General features: G+C 37.1%; 16 protein-coding genes and 1 tRNA gene. 6 read left to right on the top strand and 11 right to left on the bottom strand.

The annotated features are described in order from the left end of the window. Positions 1-66: 66 nt before the first annotated feature. Both cysS and ACP5P5_RS09215 read left to right on the top strand, forming a co-directional pair. On the top strand, positions 67-1,572 hold the full coding sequence (cysS, locus tag ACP5P5_RS09220) for a cysteine--tRNA ligase (RefSeq protein ID WP_428285814.1): 1,506 nt from the start codon (positions 67-69) through the stop codon (positions 1,570-1,572). A gap of 189 nt (positions 1,573-1,761) precedes the next feature. After that, on the top strand, positions 1,762-4,155 hold the full coding sequence (locus ACP5P5_RS09215) for a hypothetical protein (RefSeq protein WP_428285813.1): 2,394 nt from the start codon (positions 1,762-1,764) through the stop codon (positions 4,153-4,155). Positions 4,156-4,460: 305 nt separating this feature from the next. Here the strand turns inward: ACP5P5_RS09215 and ACP5P5_RS09210 are convergent, their stop codons facing one another. Genes ACP5P5_RS09210 through pxpB form a run of 4 tightly spaced genes read right to left on the bottom strand, consistent with a single transcriptional unit; the run spans position 4,461 to position 8,067 of the window. Further along, positions 4,461-5,663: an NRAMP family divalent metal transporter gene (locus ACP5P5_RS09210; RefSeq protein ID WP_428285812.1), complete on the bottom strand. Its 1,203-nt coding sequence runs from the start codon at positions 5,661-5,663 to the stop codon at positions 4,461-4,463. Continuing rightward, positions 5,620-6,360, bottom strand: a complete 741-nt coding sequence (locus ACP5P5_RS09205; RefSeq protein ID WP_428285811.1) for a 5-oxoprolinase subunit PxpA — start codon at positions 6,358-6,360, stop codon at positions 5,620-5,622. Before ACP5P5_RS09205 ends, ACP5P5_RS09210 begins: the two co-directional genes overlap by 44 nt. Next, on the bottom strand, positions 6,347-7,348 hold the full coding sequence (locus ACP5P5_RS09200) for a biotin-dependent carboxyltransferase family protein (protein WP_428285810.1): 1,002 nt from the start codon (positions 7,346-7,348) through the stop codon (positions 6,347-6,349). The genes ACP5P5_RS09205 and ACP5P5_RS09200 overlap by 14 nt, the downstream gene beginning before the upstream one ends. Next, the gene (gene pxpB, locus ACP5P5_RS09195) at positions 7,348-8,067 is read right to left on the bottom strand and encodes a 5-oxoprolinase subunit PxpB (protein ID WP_428285809.1); all 720 of its coding nucleotides are present in this window, start codon (positions 8,065-8,067) and stop codon (positions 7,348-7,350) included. The genes ACP5P5_RS09200 and pxpB overlap by 1 nt, the downstream gene beginning before the upstream one ends. A 126-nt stretch (positions 8,068-8,193) precedes the next feature. On the opposite strand from pxpB, the gene ACP5P5_RS09190 reads away from it, so the two are divergent. The 4 genes from ACP5P5_RS09190 to ACP5P5_RS09175 all read left to right on the top strand — a co-directional run bounded on the left by ACP5P5_RS09190 (position 8,194) and on the right by ACP5P5_RS09175 (position 10,008). Beyond that, a tRNA-Lys gene (locus ACP5P5_RS09190) sits at positions 8,194-8,266 on the top strand. A gap of 100 nt (positions 8,267-8,366) precedes the next feature. Further along, on the top strand, positions 8,367-8,966 hold the full coding sequence (locus ACP5P5_RS09185) for a sigma-70 family RNA polymerase sigma factor (RefSeq protein ID WP_428285808.1): 600 nt from the start codon (positions 8,367-8,369) through the stop codon (positions 8,964-8,966). Positions 8,967-9,023: 57 nt separating this feature from the next. Further along, on the top strand, positions 9,024-9,548 hold the full coding sequence (locus tag ACP5P5_RS09180) for an ArsI/CadI family heavy metal resistance metalloenzyme (protein WP_428285807.1): 525 nt from the start codon (positions 9,024-9,026) through the stop codon (positions 9,546-9,548). After that, positions 9,511-10,008, top strand: coding sequence for an N-acetyltransferase family protein (locus ACP5P5_RS09175; RefSeq protein WP_428285806.1), 498 nt, complete (start codon positions 9,511-9,513; stop codon positions 10,006-10,008). Before ACP5P5_RS09180 ends, ACP5P5_RS09175 begins: the two co-directional genes overlap by 38 nt. A gap of 86 nt (positions 10,009-10,094) precedes the next feature. Here ACP5P5_RS09175 and ACP5P5_RS09170 read toward each other — a convergent pair whose 3' ends face one another. The 7 genes from ACP5P5_RS09170 to ACP5P5_RS09140 all read right to left on the bottom strand — a co-directional run bounded on the left by ACP5P5_RS09170 (position 10,095) and on the right by ACP5P5_RS09140 (position 16,946). Then, positions 10,095-10,934 carry an oxidoreductase gene (locus tag ACP5P5_RS09170; protein ID WP_428285805.1) on the bottom strand — a complete coding sequence of 280 codons (840 nt, stop codon included), beginning with the start codon at positions 10,932-10,934 and terminating at the stop codon, positions 10,095-10,097. Positions 10,935-10,958: 24 nt separating this feature from the next. After that, positions 10,959-11,675 (bottom strand): 3-ketoacyl-ACP reductase, encoded by a 717-nt coding sequence (locus tag ACP5P5_RS09165; RefSeq protein ID WP_428285804.1) that lies wholly within the window; start codon positions 11,673-11,675, stop codon positions 10,959-10,961. A gap of 33 nt (positions 11,676-11,708) precedes the next feature. Further along, positions 11,709-12,812, bottom strand: coding sequence for an alkene reductase (locus ACP5P5_RS09160; RefSeq protein WP_428285803.1), 1,104 nt, complete (start codon positions 12,810-12,812; stop codon positions 11,709-11,711). Between the two features lie 48 nt (positions 12,813-12,860). Beyond that, positions 12,861-13,349, bottom strand: coding sequence for a hypothetical protein (locus tag ACP5P5_RS09155; RefSeq protein WP_428285802.1), 489 nt, complete (start codon positions 13,347-13,349; stop codon positions 12,861-12,863). A gap of 79 nt (positions 13,350-13,428) precedes the next feature. Beyond that, a complete protein-coding gene (locus ACP5P5_RS09150; protein WP_428285801.1) occupies positions 13,429-14,007 on the bottom strand; it encodes a Crp/Fnr family transcriptional regulator in 579 nt (192 codons plus the stop codon). A gap of 63 nt (positions 14,008-14,070) precedes the next feature. Next, the gene (locus ACP5P5_RS09145; RefSeq protein WP_428285800.1) at positions 14,071-15,405 is read right to left on the bottom strand and encodes an alpha-L-fucosidase; all 1,335 of its coding nucleotides are present in this window, start codon (positions 15,403-15,405) and stop codon (positions 14,071-14,073) included. Between the two features lie 347 nt (positions 15,406-15,752). After that, positions 15,753-16,946, bottom strand: coding sequence for a hypothetical protein (locus ACP5P5_RS09140; protein WP_428285799.1), 1,194 nt, complete (start codon positions 16,944-16,946; stop codon positions 15,753-15,755). Between the last annotated feature and the right edge of the window lie 117 nt (positions 16,947-17,063).

The following is a 17,063-nucleotide window of genomic DNA, read 5'->3' as shown; positions in this document are numbered from 1 at the left end:
GTTGCTACTGCACACATTGGCTACTTTTGCAGCTTGTAAGTACCATACAGTCTTATAAATTTTATTATGCCATTACAATTATATAATACCCTTTCGCGTAAAAAAGAAGTATTTACCCCTATTACCCCCGGATTAGTGGGATTGTATGTATGTGGACCCACCGTAAGTGGTGAAAGTCACTTGGGCCATGCACGCCCTTATATTACATTCGATATTTTGTATCGCTACTTTTTACACCTGGGTTATAAGGTGCGTTATGTACGCAATATTACCGATGCCGGACATTTTGAAGAAGAAGGTCGTGTTGCTGAAGATAAAATTAGCAGTAAAGCCATTTTAGAAAAATTAGAACCCATGGAACTGGTACAAAAATATACCAACCTGTTTCATTGGGCCATGCAACAATTTAATACCCTACCGCCTAGTATTGAACCTACCGCAACCGGGCATATTGTAGAACAGATTAACATGATTCAACAAATTATTGCCGATGGATATGCTTATGTAGTAAATGGCTCTGTTTATTTTGATGTAGAAAAATATAACAACGACTTTTCTAAAATTGGTCAACCTTATGGCATTTTAAGTGGAAGAAATATAGAAGAACAATTAGAAACCACCCGACAATTAGAAAATCAGGACGAAAAAAGAAATAAAAACGACTTTGCCCTTTGGAAGAATGCCCCACCTGAACACATTATGCGATGGACCAGCCCCTGGGGCGAAGGTTTTCCCGGTTGGCACATTGAATGCTCAGCTATGAGTACAAAATACCTGGGTAAACAATTTGATATACATGGCGGCGGAATGGACTTGCAATTTCCACATCACGAATGTGAAATTGCACAAAGCACCGTTTGCAACCACCAACCCCCGGCCCGTTATTGGGTGCACAATAACATGATTACTATTAACGGGAAAAAAATGGGAAAAAGCTATAACAATGTTATTAAACTAACGGAATTATTTAGTGGCACACATCCTATTTTAGCCCAAGCTTACCACCCCATGACTATTCGCTTCTTCATACTGCAATCGCATTACCGTTCTACGCTCGATTTTAGTAATGAAGCTTTACAAGCGGCAGAAAAAGCATTGAAGCGCCTTTGGGAAGCTTATACCAACTTACAAGGCTTAACTATTCCCGACAATATAGAAGCGGCTGATGCTGCATTAGATAATAAGGTAAAAGAATGGGTAAACCAATTTACCGAGTTTATGGATGATGATTTAAGTACTGCAAAAGTGTTGGCCAATATGTTTGAATTGGCACCGGTTATTAATAGTTTGAAAAACAAACAAATTCCCGAAAACAGTTTGTCGAGCCATACCGTACAACTATTGCAACAACAAATGAATTTGTTTATTGAAGATATATTTGGTCTTCAAAATCCTTCAACAGAACAAAACGATTTGTTGCAAAAAGTAATGCAAGTTTTATTAAATATTAGAAAACAAGCTAAAGGCAAAAAAGACTTTGTTACCAGCGATACTATTCGCAATGAATTACAGGCAGTAGGCATTCAAATTAAAGATGAAAAGGACGGAAGCATGAGCTATACGCTGTTATAAGCTCTTGCTTTCTCTTACCTTTAATTAAATTATAACACTAGTAACTTATTTTTATAAGTAGGTTTGTTACAGGCAAATAATTTTTTTAATTTATATTGCTATTGGTGCAAAGGACGAATAATGGTGTGACTAAATAACCACATTAGAAAGTTAAAACCAAACCTATATCATCAACCTAAATTATACCACATGAACAAATTGCTTGCTATGGTATGCCTGGGGTTTTTACTAACCTTTCAAACAGCTACAAAGGCCCAGGTATTAGATTCAATGATGGAAGTGTACGCCAACCGTTATCCACAAGAAAAAGTGCATCTGCAATTTGATAAAGGAGCTTATAACAAAGGTGAAACTATTTGGTACAAAGCTTATTTAATGACGGGTATTGACTTATCATATATCAGCAAAAATTTTTATGTTGATTGGTATGATGGTTCGGGAAATTTGTTAATGCACACTGTTGCACCTTTATTTCAAGCAACTGCATCCGGTTCATTCGATGTGCCGGCTAATTACAGCGGCAACAAATTAGAAGTAAGAGCTTATACGCGCTGGATGTTGAATTTTGATACCGCATTTTTATATCATCGCACTATTACCGTTATTCAACCGCAGGTTAAAACCAGTATTGCCATTCCGAAAACCCAGGTATATTTATTTCCTGAAGGCGGAAACTTAGTAAACGGATTAAACTCCAGGGTAGCATTCAAGGCAACCAATCAATTTGGCAATCCGGTATTTATAAAAGGGGCCATAAAAAATAATAAACAAGAGCTGATTGATTCATTTATGGCCGAACATGACGGCATGGGCAGTTTTTCTGTTGAACCCAAGGCAAATGAAACCTATCAAATTGATTGGATGGATGAAAATGGGCAATCCGGTACCACTGCATTACCCGCAGCGTTACCTAACGGAGCTACCCTTTCTGTGCAACCTGCACCCGATAAAGCCATATTATTTGTTGAACGCTCTGCCAATGATGATCCATTGTTTAAGACCATGTACCTAATGGCACAAATGAATCAGCAATTGGTGTACAAATCAAGAATTAATTTCTCAGCCAAAACCAGTGTAGTGGCTGACTTGCCAACTACAGAATTACCAACCGGTATTCTTCAGGTTACTTTGTTTAATGCAAATTGGATACCCGTTGCCGAAAGAATAGTGTTTGTAAACAATGATAACTATAGCTTTCAACCCAGGGTTAGTTTTCCTACGGTAAATCTTTCCAAGCGCGGTAAAAACACCATTGAATTTTTTGTATCTGATACAGCATTCGCCAACATGTCGGTGGCTGTAACTGATGCCGATGTTCCCGTAGATGACAAGCATTCTATTTACACTGATTTTTTATTAAGTGATGACATTAAAGGAAAAGTGTACAATCCCTCCTACTATTTTAGCAGTAATGCAGATAGTGTTGTGCATCATTTAGATTTAGTAATGATGACCAATGGATGGCGTCGTTATAATTGGGCCGATTTAGCTGCATTAAAAACACCGGCAATGAAATATCCGCCTGAAAACAATTTTTTGAAAATAGAGGGTAAAGTATATGGAAGCAATAATTTAGGCGGAGAGTCTTCCTTTTTAAATGTAATTGTTCAAGGAAAAGATAGCAGTAAACAATTTTTATTGCTTCCGGTACATAGAGACGGTTCATTTGAACAAGATGGTGTTTTCTTTTATGACACTGTAAAGTTGTATTATATGCTAAATGGCAAACGCAGCAGCAATAGTGGTGCTGTTGTTAGTTTCACTAATGGTTTATACAATTTACAACCCAGGCATGTTTCCATTAATTCTTCTTTAACCAACTGGAGCGATAGTATGGCATTGCGCCGCATGCAATATTTTATGGATGAACAAGAGCGGTTACGCAAACTAATGGCTTCTGCTACTTTAAAAGAAGTAACTGTTAGAGCCAAAGTAAAAAGTGCGTTACAGGTGTTAGATGAAAAATATGCCACCGGCTTATTTTCCGGAGGAGATAGTTATGGATTTGATGTAATGGATGATCCACGAGCCAATAGCGCATTAGATATATTTACTTATTTACAAGGACAGGTAGCCGGTTTGCAAATTAACATGAGTGGTGGCACACCATCATTAACCTGGCGCGGCAGCACACCCGATTTGTATTTGGATGAAAGTCCGGCACAACCCGACATGATACAAAGCTTACCTATTACAGATGTGGCTTATATTAAAGTATTTCGTCCACCATTTTTTGGCTCCATGGGTGGTGGAAGTGGTGGCGCCATTGCTATTTACACCAAACGTGGCAATGATGGTAAAAAGAATAATAATGCCAATACACCCGGGCTCGACAATACGATATTGGGTGGCTATACACGCTTTAAACAATTCTTCAATCCGGATTATGAGAAATCAACCGATGCTTTTGGTGATGATGTAAGAAGCACTCTATACTGGAATCCATTTGTGTTAACCAATAAAAAAAGCCCACAGGTTAAATTAGACTTCTTTAATAATGACATTAGTAAAAAACTAAAGGTAATTATAGAAGGCTTTAATGCAGATGGCAAATTAACACACATAGAAAAAGTACTGGAGTAATAAATAATAACATTTCAAAAATGGTCCTAAAAAGTACCTTTTTTTATGTAAGAAAAATTTATCCTAATTAGTAAAATAATTTTCATTCGGTTTTTAGGGCATTGATATGAAGATTTAGAGATCAAGAAGGTTTTCAGATATATCAGGCTTTTTTATGCTTCAGCATCAAACATACCTATTTTCAAAAAAGGAAAAAGCCGAGCATATAATATTGTGTTAGCTGCAATTGCTGTATATGAAATGAAATTTAGTTTTTGCATATTTTGAATAATTTGTTCAGTTTAAGGCATTACAGAAAAATAACATTAATGTCTTCTAAGGGTTGCTAATGCCAACCATAATAAAGCTACCACTACCAGCCAGCCAGCCACTTGTAACCAGGGTGCATGTTTGTACTTGGGTGTAAGCCTATGTTGTAAGGCTGCAATCAAAATAATAAACAACGCTAATGGTAAAATAAATCCATTCACAGTACCGGCCCATACTAATACATTAACAGGTTGGCCTATCCATTCAAATATTCCGGTAGATAGTAGTATGAAACCTGTTACCCATATTTTTTGTTGGGCTTCAATTGCAGGATGAAATGTTTTAATGAATGAAATGGCTGTAAAAGATGCACCAATAACCGAGGTAATAGAAGCTGCCCACATCACCATTCCAAAAAAGAAATATCCTAATTGGCCGGCAGATAATTTAAAAACAGCTGCCGCAGGATTAGCTGCATCTAAATTTTTTCCTTGCATTACCACACCCAGTACTGCCAAAAACAAAACAAACCGCATAATGCCTGTTAACACAATTCCTGAAATAGCACCTTTATTTACCTTGTTAAGTTGTGAAGCACCAGCTATGCCAGCTTCTAACAATCGGTGTGCCCCTGCAAACGAAATATAACCACCTACTGTTCCCCCAACAATAGTAACAATTGCAATAGTACTGGTAGTATGTGGCCAAAATATTTGCTTTACCACACTTACCATAGGAGGCTGCGCTACCCATGCAACATAACAAGTTAGTACAATCATTAATAACCCCATGTATTTGGTAAATACATCCATGGCATGGCCCGTATCTTTTTGCCAAAAAATAATAATAGCCACCAATGCGCTTACTGCTGCACCAATGGGGGTGGGTAACCCTGTACATACTTGCACACCCAAACCTGCACCTGCAACATTTCCTGTATTAAATGCCACAGCACCAAAAACAATCATACCGGCTAACACATAGCCCAGGCCCGGAAATACCTTATTAGCTAAATCCTGTGCCCGTAAATTACTCATGCTAATCATTCGCCAAATATTGAGCTGTACGGCTATATCAATTAAAATGGTTACTACTATTACAAAAGCAAAAGCAGCGCCCAGTTTATTGGTGAAAACAGTAGTTTGAGTTAAAAAACCCGGCCCAATGGCAGAAGTTGCCATTAAAAATGCAGCGCCTATAATAGCGGAACGTGTGTTAGAGGGTTTGTATGCCAATACCTTGTTGTTGAAGCGTTTCATGAATAGTTTTTGCAAAAGCAACTGCATGCGCACCATCACCATGCAAACAAATGGTATCAGCAGCAATGGCAATTTTTTGGCCTGAGGTAGTAATTACAGCCTTTTCTTGTATAAAACGCAATACTTGTTGCAAGGATTGTGCTGTAGTGTGTATTAAAGCATTGGGTTGTGTACGTGGTGTTAATTGCCCTGCATCGGTATAAGTTCTATCGGCAAAAACTTCGGCAGCAACCGGCAATTGCTTTTGCAAGCAAGCTTGCATAAAATGGCTTCCACTTAATGCATACACCATAATGTTTGGATACAGTTTATATAAAATATCCGCAACTTGTTTGGCTAAGGCAGCATCGGCAGATACCATATTATACAGTGCCCCGTGAAGTTTAATGTGATGCAAAGGCACATTCATTTGTGTACAAATATGTTGTAATGCATCCACTTGTTGTTGCAATAAAACTTCAATTTCATGAGCAGATAACGGTATTGGCTTTCTACCAAAATTTTCTTTATCATTAAATCCCGGATGTGCACCTACAGCAACGCCATAATTTTTGCATAATGCAACCGTGTGTTGCATTATTTGGGCATCACCGGCATGAAAACCGCAAGCAATATTGGCACTTGAAATATAGGGCATTAGTTGGGCATCCGTTTCCATTCCCTCGCCCATATCGCAGTTCAAATCAATGGATAGCATAAGCTGAAAACAATTCATTTAGTTTAGCAATAGCAGCATATTGTAATTGCTGCAAATATTGTTGTTGTTGTTGCATAAGTTCGTGTGCATATTTTAATGTTACGGGCATAAATTTTACATATTCATGGGGTCGAACTTGCGCCAATGTAGATAGTGCTGCACTGCAAACAGTAGCTAATATAGGATAACCCCCTGTGGTTTGGTGCCCCGACATTAGCACAATGCACTGTCCGTTAGGTAACAGCTGTATGGTACCATTAGTAACAGCAGTTGAAATAACTGTTACAGGATGGTCGGGTTTAATGGCTTTACTTTGTAAGTAATAGCCCATACGGTTACTATTAGGTTGTACTTGAAACTCATTGTCTTGAAATTGTTGCTGTGCCTCTTTATCTAGCAAATGCCAATCTTTACTCAAAATAACGGGTATTGCATTGGTGTTTAAATACCATTGCAAAGCATCAGCTTGTACATGAAAAACATATACATCTTTATTCTCTAAAATAGTGCTGTAATCAGTAGTGTCTACCAAGGGAATCTCATCTTGTTTTTTCAAAAAGCGCCCTTTAAATCCGCCCGTTCCGGCAATAGTATTGGTGCTATAGCTTCCCATCCAGATAGGAATACCAAATCCTTTTTTTACAGATAAATAACACCAAGCACCTCGCTTTACCTGTTTAAATTGCAGCACACAGTTTTTTTGAATAATAAATGGTGTGTTTACGGGTACAGGAATATCATTTACCCATGCCGTAAAATTAGCGCCGCTTATTGCCACCAATGCCTGTTGCTGAAACAACAGAACCGGTGCGGGAAAACTCATTTCCAATACCGGACAATCTAAAGTGTTATTCACCAAAATATTAGCAACTGCTGCCGCAGTTTTATCCATAGCACCATCGGGATTAATACCCACATGCTGCCATCCATAACGACCATTATCTTGAATAGAATCGGCAATGCCCGGTTTTATAACAACAACTGACACTAGTTTTTATTTTGAAGTAATGAATTAAAAGTATTTAAATCAATAGGCACAAATTGAACCCGATTACCCGGCTGTAATAAAGCCGGTTGCATACGGTTTTGTTGAAACATAGCTTCGGGTGTTTGCCCTATAATATGCCACCCCCCCGGTGAATTGAAGGGATATACACCCGTTTGCCTTCCCGCAATTCCTACACTACCAGCTGCCACTTGTTGAGCGGGCAAAGCTTTCCGTGGCATTTCCAATATTTCGGGAACAGTTCCCATATATGCAAAACCGGGTAAAAAGCCCAACATGAATACCCGATAAATTGTTTGGCTGTGCAACTCAATCAATTTTTCAACCGTAATTTTTTTCTCCTCGCAAAATGCCAATAAATCGGGTGCAACCTGTGGATGATAACACACGGGCACTTGAATAAGCGACTGTTGCTGCATGACCTCTTCACTGCAATTACCCATTACCGTTTCAATAAAATTGCGCAAATAAGCTTCCATATTTTCAATGCCTTGTTTCCAAAGCATTACCGGATTGTACACTATAGTTAAAGTACTATAAGCAGGAATTAAATCGCGAACAAAAGGTTTATTTTCTTGTTTAATACAATGAAAAAGGGTAAGTACCGTGTGGTTAATATCGTCATTAATTATGTTACCCCAATCAATAAGCATAGCTGTATCGCTCAAAGCATAAATCCTATAATCGGCTGTTTGAAGCATTCCTTATTTTTTAGGGAAAGTTAAGATACAAAGAAAAAGTATGTTACAATTGAATAGCTGCTTTAAAAAACTAAATTATATTTTTGCCTATTATTGAATTTTAGTTGTTCTTGATTTTATTTTATTGACTCCGTAGCTCAGTTGGTAGAGCTACTGACTCTTAATCAGTAGGTCCAGGGTTCGAGTCCCTGCGGGGTCACATTTGTAATTTTTTAGCAGTAAATTAAATGCAATTCCCCATTTTACGATATATAATAAAATTATTTGTTTAGAAAACTTTCGGATGTATATTACCTATAATGTCCGTTTTTTATAAAACACAACCCAATTGTAATGTACCTGCTATATGGCAGGAATACAAAGAAGCTTTATACCGCTACATTGTTAAGCGGGTGAAGGATAATACTATTGCAGAAGATATTTTGCAAGAAGTATTATTAAAAGTTTATGGATTTTGTCTTTCCAAATCAGGAGTTCAAAATCTGAAAAGTTGGCTATTTCAAATTGCACAAAATACCATTGCCGATTACTACCGTAAAAATAAAACCACCATTTCAGAAGAATATATTGAGGAACAAGTTGTAGAGCAAGAAGACAATGCTGCATTTTTAGAAGCACAACAATACATTTTACCCATGTTAGCATTTCTGCCGGAAGAATATGCAACGCCATTAAAAATGTACGATATTGATAATAAAAAACAAGCAGATATTGCTCGTGAACTTAACCTAACATTATCGGCTACCAAAAGTAGAATTCAAAGAGCAAGGCAATTATTAAAAGCCGAATTTATTACCTGTTGCCGTTTTGAAACCGACAAACAAGGAAACCTTATTTCCTTCGAAATTAAAGCATCATGCGAGCCGTTGCAAAACTTAAAAAAACAAATGAAAAAATAATTTGCGTCTTTTTTAGCACTGCTTCGTCTTGTTATCGTTATCAAAAAAATTAAACTTATGAAACGATTCCATGTACATGTTCGCGTAAAAAACTTACAAGAAAGCATTGCTTTTTATTCCGCTTTATTCAACACAGAACCTACTGTTGTAAAGCCCGATTATGCCAAATGGATGTTAGAAGATCCACGCATTAATTATGCCATATCAACCGGCCACAGTGAAAACGGTATTGAACACCTGGGATTACAAGTTGAATCTGAAACAGATTTACATGAAGCCTATGAGCATATGCAAAAGGCAAAAGGCACGGTTAGAGAAGAAGGGGAATGCACTTGTTGCTATGCAAAATCGCAAAAAAGCTGGATTACCGACCCACAAGGCGTTGATTGGGAAGTGTTTTATACCCATGGCACAGCAACTGTTTATGGCGAAGGCATTAATGCCAAACCCGCACCCGAAATAATGGAACAATGGGCTGGCAATGATGGTCAAAAAGCCAACATACCACAAACCGAAGCTTTAACCTCAAAAAATACCGGCAATTATGGAAACATTTATCATCATGCCGCTTTTACCCGATAATTGGGAGCAAGTAAAATCTATTTACGAAAGTGGTATAGCCACAGGCATGGCCACTTTTGAAACCAAAGCACCAGAATGGGATCAATGGAATAACAGCCACTTGCCCTTTGCAAGATTAGTAGCCATGGAAAATAACAAAGTAATTGGCTGGGCAGCACTTAGTCCCGTATCAAACAGATGTGTATATAGCGGTGTAGCAGAGGTAAGCGTTTACATTGCGCCTGAACATAGGGGTAAAGGTGTAGGCAAAAAACTGTTACAACAATTAATTACAGATAGTGAAGCCCATGGAATTTGGACCCTTCAAGCCGGCATTTTTGCTGAAAATACCGCCAGCGCAAAACTGCACGAGTCTGTAGGTTTTAGATTAGTGGGCTATCGCGAAAAAATTGGCCAATTAGGTAGTATGTGGAAAAACACCCTGTTATTAGAAAGAAGAAGTATGCAGGTAGGTATATAAGTGCCAGGATTTTAATAACATTATTAGGGTGCAATCCGAATATGCCTTGCACCCTAATAATGATTTATTCATATTAATCATTCAATCTATTCTTCTTTAGGAAAATCGGCGCCTTCCGTAACGGTAGCCCAAGTTTCAAAATCGTGTTGCAGTTCTGCCAACTTGGCTTTTGCACCTCTTAAAGCAGCTGCACCTAATAATAATCGTAAAGGCGGATTTTCAGATTCAACTACTTGAATCATTGCTTTTGCAGCTTTAATCGGATCACCGGGTTGTTTGCCACTATACCCTCTTATATCATTGATGTTTTTGTGCGCAGTAGTTGCATAATCAGCAATTTGTATAGACGAATTATTAGCTGAACGGCCCGCCCAATCGGTTCTAAAACCACTTGGCGCTACTATGGTTACTTTAATGCCTAATGGAGCAACCTCTTTATACAATGCTTCACTTAATCCATCAACTGCATATTTGGTTGCATTATAAAATCCAACACCCGGAAAAGAACGCAATCCGCCAATAGAAGCAATGTTTAGAATATGCCCGCTTCGGCGTTGGCGCATGTAGGGCAATACTTCTTTGGTGACATTAGCTAATCCAAACACATTAATTTCAAACATTTTCCTTACCTCGGCATCCTCACTTTCTTCTACAGCAGCGAAATAACCAATACCGGCATTGTTTACCAACACATCAATTTGTCCAAAATGCTGTATAGCTTTTGTTACAGCTTTTTCAATATCGGAGGTACTTGTTACATCTAAAGGTAATACCAATGCGGTGTTAGGATAGTGTGAAGCTATATCTTCAATATCGGCTGTATTACGCGCTGTAACAACAGCATTATATCCTTGCTTCAATACTTCATTGGCTAGTGCACGACCAAATCCGGTGGAACATCCGGTAATAAACCAAACTTTTTTCATACAACAAATTTTATTTATGAACAATTAAGGGTTTGTTGACCAAATAGATGCATCTTTTACAAATACCCTTCTATTCAATTTTAATTGAGCAATTACCAATTCAGCAAAATCTTCCGGATGCATTAATTTTTCTTCATTATTATTAATGAGGTTAGATTGTATTGCCAAATCTGTTACTACCGTACTAGGTGCCATAGCTGTTACCCGAATATTGTGTTTGCGTACTTCTTGCATTAACGATTCCGTTAAACCCATTACCCCAAATTTTGAAGCACTATAAGCACTGGTTAAAGCAGCGCCCCGCAAACCCGCTGTTGATGATACATTTATGATATCGCCTGTTTTACGCTCTATCATTTCAGGTAATACTGCCCGGGTTACATAGTAAACACCCACCAAATTCACTCTTACTTGGTATTCCCATTCTTCGGGAGTTAACTCTAAGAACTTACCAAATTTTCCAGTACCCGCATTATTAATTAAAATATCAATGGCACCTAATTTTTTTTGAATATGCTTTACTGCTGTTTCTACTTCATGACGATTACTAACATCAGCATGGTGATAAATGGCTTTCACACCCATTGCCGTAATTTCATTGGCTACCAGTTCCAAATCTTTTTCACTACGGGCAATTAACCCCACATGAACGCCTTCTTTGGCTAAAGCAAGGGCTAATGCCTTACCAATACCCTTACCTGCGCCGGTTATAATGGCCACTTTTCCATTTAATGATTCCATATTGTCAATTTATTGATGGTTAAGAAAAAATATTTAAACGGTTGCTGCATTTAAAGTTGGATAATCCGTATATCCTTTTGCACCGGGTGTATAAAACGTATTTTGATCCGGCGCATTTAAAGGTGCATTTTGCTTAAATCTCTCTACCAAATCCGGATTTGCTAAAAAGGGCACACCAAAAGCCACTAAATCTGCATCGCCGGCAGCTAGCACTTCATTAGCAGTTTTTTTATTAAATCCCTTATTGATAATTAAAGTGCCCTTATACAAAGGTCTAAAATGTTTTGCAACATGTGTAACTGCATAAGGCAAATGATCAACCGGTGCAAATGGCTCTGTTAAATGTAAATAAGCCAAAGGATAGTCGTTCAATTTTTTTACTATGTATTCAAAGGTGGGAATGGTATTTTCATCCATATTAATTCCAAATAAACCATTTAAGGAAGGACTTAACCGAACCCCAACTTTATGTAAACTAATCGATTGTTGTATAGCTTCTAAAATATCGAACAATATACGGGCATGATTTTCAATGCTGCCGCCATAAGCATCGGTACGCTTATTAGAAGTTCCATTAAAAAACTGGTGTAACAAATAACCGTTTGCACCATGAATTTCTACGCCATCAAAACCTGCGGAAATTGCATTAATTGCAGCTTGCTTAAAATCTTGAATGGTTTGTTGAATGTCTGCCAAAGTCATTTCTTTAGGCGTAACAGTATCTACAAAACCATTAACGGTATATGATTTTTCGTTTGGATTAATGGCAGAAGGCGCAAGCGGTAATTCCCCATTATGAAAATCCGGATGCGATATACGACCAACATGCCAAAGTTGGGCAAAAATTTTACCCCCTTTATCATGCACAGCTTTTGTTACAATTTTCCATCCTTCTACCTGTTCTTGTGAATATATTCCGGGTACATTTATATAACCTACCCCTTTTGTACTAACAGGTACCCCTTCTGTAATAATTAGTCCGGCACTAGCTCTTTGAGCATAATACTCAGCCATTAAAGTTGTGGGCACTCGGCCGGCATTATCGGCCCGGCTTCTAGTCATAGGCGCCATAACCATTCTATTACTTAAGGATAAATCTGCTAACCGGTAAGGTGTAAATAAAAGTTCTTGCTGCATGTTTTATTTTTTTAAATGAAATGAGAAAAAATTAATATGATTTTTACGTTAAATTGTTTTTTTCATAATGTTCCAAGAAGTAAATGATAATAGTTGCATAGCTAATTCTAAAGCCTCCGCATTTTCACCTTCAACAATGGCATTTGAATGATTAATATTTACTTTGATAACATAAGAATAGGGCAGAATGTTCTTTATTGATAACCCCTCATCACTTGTATATACAAGTTGTAAAATGGTTTTACAAGTTGTTACTTCTGCAATTTTTTTTGCAATAGAAGGATGTGTAACTGTCGGAGAAGCCAATACAATGATATCTGCCTCCCATGAAGCATCTTTACTGCATGAAAGAATTTCTACATTACTCGGTAATTGAATTTTATTTTTAATTTTAGAAGCCATTAATGATGTTTGTGCAACATCACTATCAATTAACAATAAACGGTATGCATTACCTATAGCCATTGCAATTTGTAAACCCAAAAAACTGTTCGCACCAATAATGGCTACACTATTATTATAGCCTATATTTTTCATACTGCAAAGCTATTCCGTTGGTAATTTCAAAAACTTGAGTAAGCACAAGAAATTCAATTGATTTACATCAACCGGACAATTAAGATTGCATTAATTTTTTACGAATACGGCTTAATGTTTCAGGTGTTAAACCCAAATAGGAGGCTATAAGATTTTGTGGAATTCTTTGAACCATTTCAGGATGTGCGGCCACCAACCGTCTATATTTTTCTTCTGCCGAGTAACTGATAGTATTAATCAATCTTCTTTCTTTTGATATGATATTGTTTTGAAAAAGCATACGGAAATATCTTTCCATTACCGGAATTTGAAGTAACATAGCTTCAAAATTGGGAAGCGTAATCATTAGCAACTCAGCATCTTCAATGGCATCAATGTTATATTGAGAAATATCGGCAGATAAAAAGCTATAAGTATCTGCCATCCACCAGCCTTCCCAGGCAAATTGTATCATATGTTCTGCACCTTTATCGTCTACATGGTACATACGTAACAAACCCTTTTCTACAAACATTAAATATTTGCAAACATCGCCTTCCTGCAAAATATATTGCCGTTTTCTTAATTTCTTGGGAATAAAGAATGACTTTAATACCTCTACTTCAGCCTCTGAAAGTGTTACTTTTTCCTGAATATGTGACAATAAAACATTAAACATTCCTACAAAAATAACTATAAATTCAGGCAATTTACATTAACCGGCTAATGCAGGAAAGCTTATTTATTCACCTTCTACTACAATTACCCTATCGGGCTCATTGGGTTGCCGCTGAATAGCCAATAAACTTAAAATATGGTTTTTTATTTGTGCCGGAACCTGTTGTTGATTATTTAACCAATAAACTTTTTTTATTTGCTGAAAAGGAAAATTAGTTAACTGTAAACTGGTAACACTATCTGCCAATACATGCACAAATACCCTACCGTTAGTTTGTGTAATGGCACCCCAGGATTGAGGACGCATATATCCTCCCCTTGTTGCATAAATGCTATTCCCATAAGTATTTAACCATTTGCCCATAAAGGCTAAACGCTCCTGAAATTCAGGCTGTACAGCTCCATTGGGCATTGGTCCAATATTTAATAAGAAGTTGGCGCCAAAACCGGCGGCTCGTACTAAATAATGAATTAAATCTGTTGTTGATTTATAAGTGGTGTCAGTTAAATTAAAACCCCATGATGTGTTAATGGTTTCACAGGTTTCTAATGGCAAATTAGATATACCACCACTACCAAACCCTTGTGTATCATTGCCGGGTAAATCTTTTTCAAACATCTGAAAATCTTCGCCTGGCATGGGCTTCAAGTGATGATTATTGCCAATTAAACAAGCAGGTTGAAGGCGGTGAATTAATCCATATATTTCATCCAAATGCCAATTTACTAACGGTGCATTAACACTATTCTCACCATTGGGCAGCTGATCCCAATAACCATCAAACCAAATGCCCGCAACAGGGCCATATTGAGTTAATAATTCTGTAAGTTGGTTTTTCATGAATTGTATATATTCATTCCAATCACCTTGACGAGTGCGCCCGGTTCCTTTTCCGGTTCTGCCGGTAGTCCACGAATAATCTTCCCTCCGCCAATCTAACAGGGAATAATAAAAAAACAGCTTTATCCCTTGTCGGTGGCAGGCATCCGCTATCATTTTTACTACATCTTTATGATAGGGGGTGTTCATTATGTTAAAATTTGACTGCTTAGTGTCCCACATACTAAACCCATCATGGTGTCGGGTTACGAGTGTAATGTATTTCATGCCTGCATCTTTGGCCATTTTAACCCAAGCATCTGCATCAAAGGCTATGGGATTGAAGAAATCCATTAAGCGTGTATAATTTTTTACAGTAATTTTTCTATTATTCATCACCCACTCACCGGCACCGGGTATACTAAACGGACCCCAATGTATAAACAAACCAAATTTGGCATTTTCAAACCAACGTCGCGCCTGCAGATTTTGTGTCGTTGGTTGATAGGAATTATTGGGTTGTGCATTTACCGCAAAAGAGCAGTACAATAGTGCTATACAAAAAAAGTTTCTTACCATAACTTTCGTATTAACATTAAAAAAAGGCAAATCCGGATATGCTATTTTAAAGTTAACAGATAAGTTTAGAAAATTTTTAAAATATGGTAGGGTATTTATTTTTTATACCGCATTAAATGGGCAGAACATAGCAAAAATTTGAGCAAATAATAGTTAAATGCAATTGAGAAAAGCCACACATAAGCCGCTGATGAGGCGCTCATAAGCCGCAAATAAGTCTCACTAATATGTTGTGGAACAGTAGCGGTATATCTAGCTTGAATATGCTTCTTAAGCTATAACAAAAACGCATTTTCAACCAAATGTAAGTTGTATTAACTGCCTAAAAGCATTTTGGGAACACAAAATTACATTACCTTGTACATTTTAGAAGCGGAGTTGATATAATCTAACGGATCAAATGCTTTATCAAATGTGTCTTTTAATTCGTTAAGCTTGTTTTGTAATGCCGTCATTTTACCGCCAATATCAGGATCGTCTTTGTACTTATTAAACACATCGGCATACTTGGCAATGTTTTCATTAATACGAAACGTTAATTGACCAAAGCGCATTTTTAATGATTGTATAGCCATCATTTCATTGTATACATTTTCCTTCCAATCTTTAGGTGTTTTGCTTTTTTGTGCGGCTACATAATCGCTGGCTTTTTGGCGTAAAGCCGTAAGATATTGGTATCTTTTCTCTGCATCACTTTCCTGCGAAAAGTTTTGATTAAAATCATCAGCTTGTACATCAAGCATGTGTAAGTTTTTTTCCAGTGATTTTCCGTACAATTTTTGAAGGTTATTTAATTCGTCCGTAATCAGTTTCCACTCATGCTCTACTTCACTTTTATCATAATCAAACTGACCAACTTTAGCTGTTAGTGTAATCATTTTTTCGCTCTCGGTTCGTAATTCTTTTTCTTTCTTACCCAAAGAATTAACATATGTTGACATTCCGGAGAATAACACCGATGAAATTGGTCCTACTACGGGCACAGCCTGTGCTGCCGACCCCGAAAAATTTAATAAGTTGTTGCTAACGGTTAGCATAGATTCTTTTTGCTTATTGGCTTTCACAAAATCTTTAAATTGATTGAACCATTTTGTATAACCGTTATAATTCATGGGGTTTCCGGCATCACTTAGTGCGGTAAAAAATTCACGTGTTGTATTAAACAATATTAAGGGTTTAATTTCACGCTGCATAGATACCAAGTTTACAATGGCACTTTGATAATTAGCTTGGTAAATATTCATTTCATTTTGGTCCTGAGCCCTTTGTTTGTCTTCTAAAGCCTGTACCCTTTCCACCAACTTGTCGGCTTTTACTTTTACACTGGTAGTCATTTTTATAGCACTATCTAAATTATCTACCCGTTCATTAATGTGCATAATGGTAGAATCGAACACCTGATTTTTCTTTTCTAAATTTTGCTGAATATCGTTGAGAATTTTTTCGCGGAGTAGTTTTTCGTTGTTTAAAGAATCTATTATTTGGCTTTGAGCCAAACCGGCTGTGAATACTACTATTACCAACAATAATAGCTGTTTCATAATTTTATTTTTTACTGTAATCTTAAAAAAATAGGAAAATAAAAGATTACTTATTATTTGCAAAACTGAGTACAATTTGCCTAAACTGAAACGCTAAGCAATTAAAAATACATTAGA

Source organism: Hydrotalea sp. (genome assembly GCF_049968455.1).
Classification (GTDB): domain Bacteria; phylum Bacteroidota; class Bacteroidia; order Chitinophagales; family Chitinophagaceae; genus Hydrotalea.
This window is presented reverse-complemented; position numbering and strand designations above follow the sequence as displayed.